Genomic DNA, 11,773 nt, shown 5'->3' with positions numbered 1-11,773 from the left:
TCGGAGCAGAAGATCCTCATGACTACCCCTTCTCAAGCATTGCACTGGATCGGCGGCGAATGGATCGATTCGCCCGTTCATCGCGATTCATTTGACCCGGCCACGGGCGCCGTGATCGGCCGCTATGCCGACGGTGGCGAAACGGAGGCGCGCGCAGGCATCGCCGCCGCGTTGCACGCATTCGAGCGCACCGGCTGGAAGCACGACGCAGCCCTGCGCGCGAAAGTGCTCGACGAGTTCGCGCTTGCCTTCGAACGGCACACCGAAGCACTGATCGATCAACTGTCGCTCGAAAACGGCAAGATCAAGCCGGAAGCGCGGTTCGAGGTGGAGATGGTGCCGTCGAAACTGCGCTATTACGCGGCCCTCGCGCGTGCCGAGCGCGCGCACGGCGGCACGCCGCGGCCGGACGTCGTATCGATCGTGCTGCGCGAACCGATGGGCGTCGCCGGCATCATCGTGCCGTGGAACTCGCCGGTCGTGTTGATGGTGCGCTCGCTCGCGCCCGCGCTCGCGGCCGGCGCGACCGCGGTGGTCAAGATGCCGGGGCAGACCGCGCAAACCAACGCGCTCGTTGCGAAGGTGTTGTCCGAAGCGCCTTCGTTGCCGCGCGGGGTCGTCAACGTGTTCAGCGAATCCGGCGCGGACGGGGCAAAATACCTCGTCGCGTCGTCCGACGTGCCCGTCATCAGCTTCACCGGCTCGACCGCGACCGGTCGCGCGATCGCGGCCGCCGGCGCGCAGCGCCTGAAGCGCATCGGCCTCGAACTCGGCGGCAAGACGCCGCATGTCGTGTTCGACGATGCCGATCTGGACGCCGCACTGCCCGTCTTCGAAAAATCGCTGACGGTGTTCGCCGGCCAGTTCTGCATGACGGGCTCGCGCCTGCTCGTGCAGCGCAACGTTGCGCAAGCGGTGCGCGCGCGGCTCGCGGCACGCCTCGACGCGGTGCGCGTCGGCCCCGCGGCCGATCCGCGCAGCGACATGGGGCCGCTGATCGACCAGGCCAATGTCGCGCGCGTCGATCGCGCCGTCGAACACGCGATCGCGGCTGGCGCAAAAGTGCTGGTGCGCGGCGGCCCCGTCACCGACGGCGAACTGGCGAAAGGCGCGTTCTACCGCCCGACGCTGCTCGAGGTCGACGATCCGAAACTCGATATCGCACAGAAGGAAACGTTCGGCCCGGTGATGACGTTGCAGGTATTCGAAACGGAAGCCGAAGCGATCGAGCTGGCCAACGACAGCGAATACGGCCTCGCCGCCGCGGTATGGACACGCGACGTTCAACGCTCGGTGCGGGTGGCGCGCGCGTTGCAGGCCGGCACCGTCTGGATCAACGACTGGGCGAGGGTCTACGACGAATTCGAGGAAGGCGGCTACCGCCAGTCGGGCCTCGGTCGCCTTAACGGCGCCGCGGCACTCGACGATTTCATCGAGTACAAGCACATCACGCTGAGCACGGGGGTGTCTCGATAAACGGCCGGGGCGTCAGCCACGCGCGCGCTACGACTTCACTCGGATGCCGCGACGGGCTGCGCCAGCCCGTCGCGCGCGCCGGGCATCGCCTCGCATTTCGCGCCGAACGTCGTGTTCGCGATGCCGGGCGCCCCTAGAAGTTGCGCGCCAGGCCGACCATGAACATGTCCTGATCCTTGTCGTTGCCCGTTGCGACACGATTGAAGCGCAAGCTGGCAGCCCAGTCGTTCGTGACCTGATAGGTCAGCTGCGCGCTGAGCAACGCATTGAGTCTCACGCTGTTCGACGCTTCATCGCGATCACGCGAGACATACGGACCGACGCCTGCCGAAAGCGTCCATTTGCTCTTGATCGGCGCGACGTACCAGAGTTGCGCTGCCACGCCTCTTCGACCGGCGACGCCGTTATTGCCTTCGTAGACGAAGCTCGCCGAATACGCCCACGCATTGCCGAGCGGCCGCTTGACTTCGACCATATACCCTTTTTCGATCGGCACTTGCGGACGGTTCGTCTGCGACGTCCCGGCCCAGACGCCAACCTGCGTCTTGCCGTCCGAAAGCGCCGGATGCGGATCGCCGCCGAAATCGGAGCCGATGCCGAAGAGCACCGTGTCGGAATTGAATCCGCCGATCATCTGGATGTGGTTGTACTGGACCTTGAGGAAGAAGCGGTCGGGAACGACGTAATACCGCACCGCTGCCGACGCACGCACCCCCCATCGCTTTTCGTTACGCACCACGTTGTCGACATGCGTCGTGTCCATGCTGAAATACGGACCCGCCGAGAATTCGAGCGCCAGGCGATTGCCGACCGGCCAGCGAAACGAACCCAGGGCGGCGAAGCCGTCACGGTGGTGATCCAGCGGATGCCCCTCGTTCACATACGCGAGGTAGACCGACAGGTAGTCATTCAAGACGTCGCCGAAGCCGACTTCGTAGGCGCGCCAATGCATGTCGCCACCCTCGGTCGCGCGTCCGTCGCCGGACACCGCATAGACGTTGATCTTTCTTTCAGATGGCTTGCCGCCGATCGGCAAGCTCGACGGACTGTCCTCGGCGTGCACGGGGCCTGGGCCGGCCAGAATGGCCAGACCGGCGATCGAGCTTGTGAGCACGAAGCGCGAATAGATGCGACGGCACTGTCCCATTTGGACACCCCTCACCCTGATAACCGCGATTTCCTGGACAAGCTGATAGCGATTATAGGTGCCACGGAGAACCGGGACCAGCCCGGCCTGTTCCCCGGCTGGAGCATCCGCGAGCGGCTCTCGCGATCGGCTGATGCAGCTATTTCCGTCAAGTCATGTACCGGCCATGCAGATCGAGACGGCAGCCCGGGTTTACGCAACGGCCTGCGAGGCACCGATCCGAAAGACCGAGACAGTGGCCTCCAGCTGGCCCGCCTGCTCCCGCAGCGACAGCGCGGCCGCCGACGCCTGCTGAACCAGCGCCGCGTTTTGCTGCGTCACCTGATCCATTTGCGTCACCGCCTGATTCACCTGTTCGATGCCCCTCGACTGCTCGTCGGACGCGGCGGCAATCTCGCCCATCAGCACGTGCACGCGTTGCACCGACGTCAGGATTTCCGACATCGTCCCCGTCGCGCGATCGACCTGCCGCGCCCCGGTCTCGACGCGTTTCAGCGAATCCGTGATCAACTCCTTGATCTCCCGGGACGCCGTGGCGCTGCGTTGGGCGAGCGATCGCACTTCGCCTGCGACGACCGCGAAACCGCGTCCCTGCTCGCCGGCCCGCGCCGCTTCGACCGCCGCGTTCAGCGACAGGATGTTGGTCTGGAATGCGATGCCTTCGATGACGGAGATGATTTCGGCGATCTTGCCCGACGCTTCCGACAGGCCGCGCATCGTGCTGACGACCTCCTGCGCCGCCTGATTGCCCTGTTCGGTCAGCACCGCCGCGTCGTGCACCACCTGATTCGCCTGTTTCGCGTTCTCGGCATTCTGACGCACCGTCGACGTCAACTGCTCCATCGACGCGGCCGTTTCCTCCAGCGACGCGGCCTGCTCCTCGGTTCGTTGCGACAGGTCCATGTTGCCGGCCGTGATCTCGTGCGCGGCCGTCTCGATGGCGTGCGAGCCTTCCCGCACCACGCGAATCGTCTGCAGCAGCTTGCCTTGCATCGCCCGCAGGCCGGTCATCAGTTGCCCCATCTCGTCGGTCGAATCGACGTCGATCCGCGTGGTCAGGTCGCCGCCGGCAATCGCGCTGAAATGATCGAGTGCGTGCGCAAGCGGTGCGCCGATTGCGCGCTGAAGCGACCACCACGTGAAAACGGCTGCGCCGAGCGCGACCAGAATGCCCACGATCGCGATCCCGACGAACCAGTGGAAACGAGCCTGCGCGGCCTCGAACGTCACACGCGACGCCGTGACCTGGATTCGGCCAAGCGCGTCCATCGCGTCGGAGACGTCGATGAACAGCGACGGCGGTATGTGCCGCCAGACGTCGGGGATTTTCGCGGGATCGCGCGCGGCAATGGCGCTGAACATCGGTGCAAGGCCGCTTTCGACGAGCGCGTTGAACTTCGTGTTTGCATCGGCCGCGCGGCGCGCTTCTTCGGGGCCGGAGAGCCGCAGCGCGCGGTACGTGTCCCATGCCTTTTTCGACGCGGCAAGGAGTTCGCGGGATGTCGCGGTTTCCTGCGGCACGTCGGGGCTGTCCGGATCGAGTGCGATGCGATACAGCCACAGACGCGTTCTCGACAGCGCGACATTCGCCTGCCCCAGCGCTTCCGACGATGCAAGCCGGTCGGAATAAAGCGTCTTCACGTCGTCGTTGCTGATCGCCACGCCAATCACACCGATGATGCCGCCGATGACGAGCAGTACGCCGAGAAAACCCATCGCCAGCGCCAGCCGGACGCGAATGCTGAAATTCCTGATCATGATGAGGGAAGCGTTGAGCACGAAACCGTTGCATGCGACGCATGCGTGTCCAGCCGATCGAAGGCGGCACGTGCGAGACCGATGCCTCGATAACGACCGGAGCGGCGCGTGAATTAGTGCGGAACCGGCAAGGAACGTTTACGGAAACGGTGAGTTATGGGCGGAATTTCGGCGTGGTAGGTGAATCGCCTTCATCGGTCGCCAGCAATGCGTTCAATATCCGCGCGTCCGCCAGCCGCTCCAGCGACAGGCACGTGTCGATCAACGCATCGACCTGCGCGGAGGCGAGCGCGATGCCCGCCAGTGCTCGAAACTTCGCCAGCAGCGCCGCATCGGACAGCGGATTGCGTGGATCGCCGAGCGCGATCGGCGCGTGACACGATTGCCGACGCCCGTCCGCGCGATGGAGAATCACGGTCGGCTCGTCGAGATCGCCGAGCGCAGGATCGACCTCGATCGCGATGCGCGCGAGCAATGCCGTGACGCGCGAATCCGTGCGCCTGTCATCGCGATACACACCGATCCCGGTGTCGCCGAACACGAGCGCCGCCGCAACCGCGTACGGCAGACTCATCTGCGACGACGACAATGTCGACAGGTCGCGGCCACCGCACATCCGGGCTACGAATGCGCTCGTCCGCACGACCACCCGTTCGATTTCGCGTGCCTCGAACGTGCGACCTTCGGCAAGCTGCAGCGCCGCGTCGACTGCCGCATGCGCACTGCGGCACGATGCGTGCGGCTTGATCGAGCAGCGCATCAGTTTCCAGTGCGCGCCGACGCCGTCGGTCAATGCATCGGGCGCATGCGATTGCGCGGCGAACGTGTTGAAGAAGCCGCCCCAGACGTCGTCGAACACATTGGCCGGGCCGCTCACGCCTTCGCGTGCCAGCAGTGCCGCGAGCACGCCGCCTTCCGCGGCGCGGCCGGCATGCAGCCGCTTCGTCTGCGATCCGTCATGTATGAAGCCCCACAAGCCACCGGAGAAACTCGCCGCATGGCCGAGCGCGTCGCGCGTGCGCGCGGCGTCGAGCCCGAGCACGCGCGCGCTTGCTGCGGCCGCGCCGAACACGCCGCAACTGAGCGTCGAGTGCCAGCCGGCACCGTTGTGGATCGCGTAGCCGCCAGCCGCCTCGAGCACGCGCCGGCCGACGTCGTAACCCAGCACGATCGCCGCCACACATTCCCTGCCGGTCACGGGGCGGTCGACGCACGACAACGCGGCGAGCACGGCCGGCATCACGACCGCGCCCGAATGATCGCAGCCGCCGGAATCGTCGAGCTCGAGCGCGTGCGCGGCGATCCCGTTCACGAACGCCGCATCGCGCGCGCCCGCGGCCCGTCGTGTACCCCACAGCGCCGCGCCGCCGCGTTCGACCGTGCCGGTCAGCGCCCGCGCACTACACGTCTCGACGGCGAACGTACCCGCCAGCGCCGCGCCGAGCGTGTCCAGCACATGGCGCTTCGCCTTCGCGACGACGTCGTCCGGCAATGCATCGGCGCCCGTTTGCGCGACGAACGCCGCGAGCCGCGTGGCACGCGTTTGCATCACCGTCCTCATCGCGCCGACTCGTGCGCCACGCAATTCGCGAATACGTCGACCGGGTGGCCCGGCGGATTGACGGGCGCCCGAGCACGCCACCAGCGCGCGATGTCGCGTCCGGTCGCGAACCATACGTCGCCCGCGTCGCGCAGATACGCGAGCAACGCGCGCAGCAAGTCGACGCGCCCGGCGGTGCCGATGATCTCGGGATGCAGGCGCAGCACGCAGCACAGGCCGAAGCGGCGAAACCCGTCGACGTCTCGCCGCCAGTTGTCGAGCACGTCACGGTACGCCGCGATGCGCGGCTGGCCGGTCGGCACCGGCGGCGACAGGTTGAACTCGAAGTACGGCTCGTCGTCGAGCTCGTAGTGCAGCGGCAGCTCGACGAGCCGCGCACCGTCCGCGCGAGCGTCGCCGCGCGGATGCACGTACGGCAGATCGTCTCCGCGCCACGACGACGACCACGTGAAGCCTTCCGCGACGAGCCAGTCAGCGAAGCCGTCGGCCCAGTTGCCGGTGAACGAGCGAAAACCTTCGACGTCGCGGCCGATCGTGTCCGCCAGCGCCGCGCGCCCGGTGCGGCACGCATCGATCTGCGCGGCGAGCGGCAGCACGTCGAAGTCTTCGCAGCGATAGCCGCTCACGCCGAGTTCATGGCCGGCGGCGGCGATCTCGCGCACTGCGTCCGCATGTGTTTCGGCGACGATGCCCGGCACGAACCAGCTCGCGGGCACACCGAATGCATCGAACGCATCGAGCAACCGGTCGACGCCGCGCGTCGCGCCGTAACGCCATGCCGACAGCGATTTCTCGCGGCCGACGATGCGCGGCTCGCGTGTCTGGATACCGTGTATGTCGTTGAAGTCGACCGTGATCGCGACCGCACAGCGCGCGCCGTCCGGCCAGGCAGGAAGGGTCGTCACAGGCTGCTCCGTTGCGTGGATTGCGCGTCGGGCGCGGACAGCGCGAGCCACCAGTCGGCCACTTCGCGACAGCGCGCGAACCAGACGCCGTCCCGTGCGCGCATGTGTTCGAACCACGCTTCGAGCAACGCGAGGCGGCCGGGCTTGCCGCAGACTTTCGGATGCAGCAGCGTCGTCAGGCACAGTCCTTCGTCGTATATGCCGTCGAATTCGCGCGTCCAGTTGTCGAGCGTCGCATCGTAGCCGGCGATCCTGTCGAGTCCGGCCGGATAGTCGGGGTTGCGGTGATACGCAAGCGACGCGTAATCGTCGGTCTCCCAGCGGCCGGGAATCTCGACGAGCGGTGGCTCGCCGTCAGCGCCGGGCAGCAGGTATGGACGATCGTCGCCGCGCATCGAGCTCGAATAGCGCACGCCGGCTTCGCGCAGCACACTCGCCGTCGCCGCGCTCCAGTCGCCGGACGGCGTGCGGAAGCCGACCGGCCGCACCCCGAACGTACGCGCGAAAACGTCGGCCGACCGCGCCATGATCTCGCGCTGGCGTTCGGGGTCGAGCGTCCAGAACGCTTCATGCCGATAGCCGTGATAGCCGATCTCGTGCCCGCGCTCGACGATCGCCGCGCATTGCGCGGGCCAGGTCCGAGCGACCCACGCGGGCACGAAGAACGTCGCCGGCAGGTCGAACGACGCCAGCACGTCGAGCAGCCGGCCGAGCGCCCGCCACGGCCCGTAGCTGCCGAGTGTGAAATACGCGGGGTTGCGCCAGATCGACCCGTTCAGCATCGCGTCGCCGGTCGGGCCGTCGAGATCGAACGCGAGCGCGACGCACGCGCGCTTCGCGTCCGGCCAGCGGGGAGCCAGGTCCGTCATCGCGCGCTCAGTGCGTGCCGTTGATCATCGCCTTCGTTACCGCGTGCTCCTGCAGCCCCCATTTCGCGAGCAGCTTGTGATACGACCCGTCGGCGATCATCTGGTCGAGCGCCGTCGTCAGCGCGCCGCTCAGCGCGGTATTGCTCTTCGCGACGCCGATGCCCGTGTATTGCGACAGGAACGGCTTGCCGACCGGCGCGTACGCGTTCTGCTCGAGGCTGTTCTGGTAAGGCAGCGTCTCGCCGCCCTGAACGGCCGCGTCGATGCGGTTCTGGCGCAGTTGCATGCGCGCGTCCGACGAGCCGTCGGTGCCGACCACCACGATCGCCGGCTTGCCGGCCTTCACGCAGTTCTCCGCGCTCCACGCGGTCGTGTTGTCCGGGAACGAAGTGCGCCGGCTCGACCCGACGCGCTTGCCGCACAGGGCGCCCATCTGCGCGAACTCGCCCGCGCGCGTCTTCAGCACGTAGAACTGCGGCCCCGTCTCGATGTAGTCGACGAACGTCACGGCGTCGCGGCGCGTCGGCAGGTCGGTCATGCCGGACAGGATCATGTCGACGCGTTGCGTCGCGACGGCGCTCATCATCTGGTCGAAGCTCGTCTCGACCCAGTTCAGCTTCGCGCCCATCTTCGCGGCGAGCGCCTCGCCGAGATCGACGTCGAAGCCCGCGAGCTTGTCGGTCGCCGGGTCCTTGTATTCGAACGGCGGATAGTTCGGGACGATCGCGACGTTCAGCGTGTGCTTGACGTTCGCGGCCTGGGCGGCCGCGAAGGAGGCATGAAGCGCGAGCGCGCCGAATGCGACAGCGGCCAGCGTGCGGGTCAGGACGGATGCTTTCATGGGGTGTCGCCTTGTCGTGGTGGTGTGAGGGTGTACCGCGGTGCTGCGTTGCACGTCGTCGGCGGCGCGATCCGCTCAGGCGATCACGGCCGAGATGAAGTCGCGGGTGCGCGCATGCGTCGGTGCGGAAAGCACCTGGTCGGGCGGCCCGCTCTCGACGATCCGGCCGCCGTCCATGAACACGACGCGATCGGCGACTTCGCGCGCGAAGCCGAGCTCGTGCGTGACGACGATCATCGTCATCCCGCTCTTCGCGAGATCGCGCATCACGGCCAGCACTTCGCCGACGAGCTCGGGGTCCAGCGCCGACGTCGGTTCGTCGAACAGGATCAGCTGCGGATGCATCGCGAGCGCGCGTGCGATCGCGACGCGCTGCTGCTGACCGCCCGACAGCTCGACCGGAAACGCGTCGCACTTGTGCCCAAGGCCGACGCGCGCGAGCAGCGCGCGGGCCTCCTCTTCCGCTTGCGCGCGGCGGCGCTTGAGCACCTGCACGGGCCCCTCGATCACGTTTTCGAGTGCGGTCTTGTGCGGGAAAAGGTTGAAGCGCTGGAACACCATGCTTGTCGCGAGCCGCTGGCGCGCGACCTGACGCTCCGACAGCTCGTGGAGCCGGTTTCCCGTGCGCCGGTAGCCGGCCAGCTCGCCGTTGACCCACAGCGCGCCCGCGCTGATCGTCTCGAGCTGGTTGATGCAGCGCAGGAAGGTGCTCTTGCCCGAGCCGGAAGGCCCGATGATGCACACCACTTCGCCCTGGTCGACGTCGAGCGTGATGCCGTGCAGCGCCTGGAAATCGCCGTACGACTTGCGCACGTCGACCGCTCGAACGATCGCGTTCGTCATGACGTTCTCCTTACGGTTGTGGGTCGTGCCGCTCATTTGCGGCCAGCCGCGCGGCCCGCGCCGCGTGCGAAGCGCCGTTCGACGCGAGCCTGCGCGAACGACAGCACGGTGACGACCGCCAGATACCAGACGCCCGCGACGATCAGCAGCTCGATCACACGCGCGTTCGCGTAGTAGATGTTCTGCGCGTTGTGCAGCATCTCCGCGTACTGCACGACGCTCGCGAGCGACGTCAGCTTGACCATGCCGATCAGCTCGTTGCCGATCGGCGGGACGATCACGCGCATCGCCTGCGGCAGGATGATCCGGCGCAGTGCCTGCAGGCGCGCCATGCCGATCGATTTCGCGGCCTCGTACTGGCCGGTGTCGACCGACAGCAACCCAGCGCGCACGACTTCCGACGTATACGCGCCCTGATTGATGCCGAGGCCGAGCACCGCCGCGAGGAACGGCGTCATCACGTCGACGGTCCGGAACTCGGCGATCCCGGGAATGCCGAGCGTCGGAAACACCAGCGCGAGGTTGAACCACAGCAGCAGCTGCAGAATCACCGGTGTGCCGCGAAACAGCCAGATGTAGCCCTGTGCGATTGCGCCGAGCACCGGGTTCGACGACAGCCGCATTACCGCGGTGACGACGCCGAGCACGATGCCGAGCGTCATCGCGAGGACGGTCATCACGATCGTGTTGCCGAGGCCGGTGAGGATCGAACGCGCGGTCAGGAACTGGCCGACGACGCGCCATTCGATCTGCCCGCGCGCGAATGCGAGCGCCACGTAGGCGAGCGCGGCGATGATCGCGATCGACGCGACATAGCGGCCCCAGTAGCGCCGGCGCACGCGCACGAGTGCGCCGGTGTCGTCCGCCGCGGCTGCGGCCGGCGCGCCATCGAGACGTTGTGAATCGGATGCGCTCAGCATGACGGCCCCCGGTAGTCGGCCGCCCACGCGGCCTGGCGTTCGATCGCGTTGCTCAGGCGGCCGATCTGCTCGCGCACGCGCGCGGGCGATGTGCCGCCGGCGCCGCCGCGAGCGGCGACGGCCGCGTCGAGCGTCAGATGCGCGCGCACCGCCGGCACGAGGCGCGGGTCGACGGCCTGCAGTTGCTCCACGCTGGCATCCGCGAGCTCGATGCCGTCGCGTTCGCACGCGCGCACGAGCGCGCCGGTGATCTCGTGCGCCTCGCTGAACGGCACGCCGGACAGTGCCAACCAGTCGGCAACCTCGGTCGCGAGCGTGAAGCCGAGCGGCGCCTGACGGCGCATCTCGTCGACGTTCACGCGCATCGAGCGGATCATCCCCGCCATCGCGGGCAGCACGAGCTCGAGCGTGTCGATCGAATCGAACGCGGCGATCTTGTCTTCCGCGAGATCGCGGTTGTACGCGAGCGGCAACGACTTGAGCGTCGCGAGCAGGCCGGTCAGGTTGCCGATCAGGCGCCCCGCCTTGCCGCGCGTGAGTTCCGCGATGTCCGGGTTCTTCTTCTGCGGCATGATCGAACTGCCGGTCGCGTAGCCGTCGTCGAGTTCCACCCAGCGGAATTGTCGCGACGTCCACAGGATCACTTCTTCCGACAGGCGAGACAGATCCACTGCCAGCATGCTGGTGACGAACGCGAATTCGGCGACGTGATCGCGTGCGGCCACCGCGTCGATCGAGTTTTCGCACGGTGCGTCGTAACCGAGCTCCTGCGCGGAAAGATCGGGCCGCACGCAGATCGCCGAGCCGGCCAGCGCGGCGGCGCCGAGCGGCGAGCGTGCGGTGCGGCGGTCCCAGTCGACCAGGCGGTCGGCATCGCGATACAGCGATTGCGCATGCGCGAGCAGTTGATGACCGAACACGATCGGCTGCGCGGGCTGCAGATGGGTGAAGCCCGCGGTGATCGTGTCGACGTGCCGGCTTGCCTGGCCGACCAGCGCATCCTGCAGGTCGAGCACGCCGCGCACGAGCTGGCGCGCCTTGTCGCGCAGGTACAGCCGCAGATCGTTTGCCGCCTGGTCGTTGCGCGAGCGCCCGGCGCGCAGCTTGCCGCCAAGCGCCGGCAGCCGCTGCGTGAGCACACGCTCGAGGAACGTATGCACGTCCTCGTCGGCGAGCGACGGCGCGATCGCGCCGGCCGCATGGTCGCGCGCGATGCCGTCCATCGCGGCCAGCAGCTGCGCGAGTTCGTCGTCGTTCACGATGCCGGCGCGGTTCAACTCGCGTGCATGCGCGCGGGAGCCTGCCAGGTCGTACGGGACGAGCCGGTAGAAACTCGGATCGGAGCGCGACAGGTTCTGCAACGCGTCGGACGGTTTCGACTGGAAGCGGCCGCCCCACAGGCGCTCGATCGGTTCGGTAAGGCTCATTGCGGTCGACCTCGACTCGGTTGGAT

The 11,773-nt window shown here is 67.5% G+C and carries 10 protein-coding genes; 1 reads left to right on the top strand and 9 read right to left on the bottom strand.

What is annotated here, in order from left to right; translation table 11 throughout:
- The first annotated feature begins 18 nt into the window (after window positions 1-18).
- Window positions 19-1,476, top strand: coding sequence for an aldehyde dehydrogenase family protein (locus WS51_RS28120; RefSeq protein WP_069230155.1), 1,458 nt, complete (start codon window positions 19-21; stop codon window positions 1,474-1,476).
- Between the two features lie 133 nt (window positions 1,477-1,609).
- Here WS51_RS28120 and WS51_RS28115 read toward each other — a convergent pair whose 3' ends face one another.
- The 9 genes from WS51_RS28115 to argH all read right to left on the bottom strand — a co-directional run bounded on the left by WS51_RS28115 (window position 1,610) and on the right by argH (window position 11,747).
- Window positions 1,610-2,623: a hypothetical protein gene (locus tag WS51_RS28115; RefSeq protein WP_069230154.1), complete on the bottom strand. Its 1,014-nt coding sequence runs from the start codon at window positions 2,621-2,623 to the stop codon at window positions 1,610-1,612.
- Window positions 2,624-2,815: 192 nt separating this feature from the next.
- Window positions 2,816-4,381: a methyl-accepting chemotaxis protein gene (locus WS51_RS28110; RefSeq protein ID WP_059504817.1), complete on the bottom strand. Its 1,566-nt coding sequence runs from the start codon at window positions 4,379-4,381 to the stop codon at window positions 2,816-2,818.
- Between the two features lie 154 nt (window positions 4,382-4,535).
- Window positions 4,536-5,930, bottom strand: coding sequence for an MmgE/PrpD family protein (locus WS51_RS28105; protein ID WP_155773627.1), 1,395 nt, complete (start codon window positions 5,928-5,930; stop codon window positions 4,536-4,538).
- Window positions 5,931-5,938: 8 nt separating this feature from the next.
- Window positions 5,939-6,847 carry a polysaccharide deacetylase family protein gene (locus WS51_RS28100; RefSeq protein WP_069230152.1) on the bottom strand — a complete coding sequence of 303 codons (909 nt, stop codon included), beginning with the start codon at window positions 6,845-6,847 and terminating at the stop codon, window positions 5,939-5,941.
- Entirely contained in the window at window positions 6,844-7,716 is an 873-nt protein-coding gene (locus WS51_RS28095; RefSeq protein WP_059539219.1) for a polysaccharide deacetylase family protein, read from the bottom strand. Before WS51_RS28095 ends, WS51_RS28100 begins: the two co-directional genes overlap by 4 nt.
- Before the next feature lie 7 nt (window positions 7,717-7,723).
- A complete protein-coding gene (locus tag WS51_RS28090; protein ID WP_059504825.1) occupies window positions 7,724-8,557 on the bottom strand; it encodes an ABC transporter substrate-binding protein in 834 nt (277 codons plus the stop codon).
- Between the two features lie 75 nt (window positions 8,558-8,632).
- Entirely contained in the window at window positions 8,633-9,436 is an 804-nt protein-coding gene (locus WS51_RS28085; RefSeq protein ID WP_059504828.1) for an amino acid ABC transporter ATP-binding protein, read from the bottom strand.
- Window positions 9,433-10,320 carry an amino acid ABC transporter permease gene (locus WS51_RS28080; protein ID WP_059504831.1) on the bottom strand — a complete coding sequence of 296 codons (888 nt, stop codon included), beginning with the start codon at window positions 10,318-10,320 and terminating at the stop codon, window positions 9,433-9,435. The genes WS51_RS28085 and WS51_RS28080 overlap by 4 nt, the downstream gene beginning before the upstream one ends.
- The gene (gene argH / locus WS51_RS28075) at window positions 10,314-11,747 is read right to left on the bottom strand and encodes an argininosuccinate lyase (protein ID WP_059504833.1); all 1,434 of its coding nucleotides are present in this window, start codon (window positions 11,745-11,747) and stop codon (window positions 10,314-10,316) included. Before argH ends, WS51_RS28080 begins: the two co-directional genes overlap by 7 nt.
- Window positions 11,748-11,773: the final 26 nt, after the last annotated feature.

This window comes from Burkholderia territorii (assembly GCF_001718335.1).
In the GTDB taxonomy this organism is placed as follows: Bacteria; Pseudomonadota; Gammaproteobacteria; order Burkholderiales; family Burkholderiaceae; genus Burkholderia; species Burkholderia territorii.
The sequence above is the reverse complement of the archived record's forward strand: the minus strand, read 5'-3'. Positions and strand labels throughout refer to the sequence as shown.